At 71.2% G+C, this 260-nt stretch carries 1 pseudogene; it reads left to right on the top strand.

From position 1 onward, the window contains the following. Positions 1-260 (top strand): annotated as a pseudogene (locus tag CVH10_RS21845) (ATP-dependent DNA helicase); the annotation flags it as partial.

Here is a 260-nt window from a genome sequence, read left to right as displayed (position 1 = left end):
GGCACCGACAAGCTGTTCTTCCTCACCGCCAAGACCTCGGGCCGCGCCATCGCGCTGGAAGGCATCGGCCTGAGCGCGCAGGCGGCGACATCGTTGCGCGTGCTCGAACTGACCGCACGCGAAAAAGTCTGCGAATACCCCGGCCGTGCCTGCCATGGCGACGCCTGCCCGCTCGCACGCGGCTTCTACGACCGCCTGAGCGCCGCCCGGGCCGACGCTGTCGCGCAGCCGCGGCTGGATACGGCGACGCTGCGCCGTGT

The organism is Halomonas sp. ND22Bw (assembly GCF_003011945.1).
GTDB classification, from domain to species: domain Bacteria; phylum Pseudomonadota; class Gammaproteobacteria; order Pseudomonadales; family Halomonadaceae; genus Halomonas; species Halomonas halophila.
Note: the sequence above shows the minus strand (reverse complement) of the source record. Positions and strands in the feature narration are given on the sequence as shown.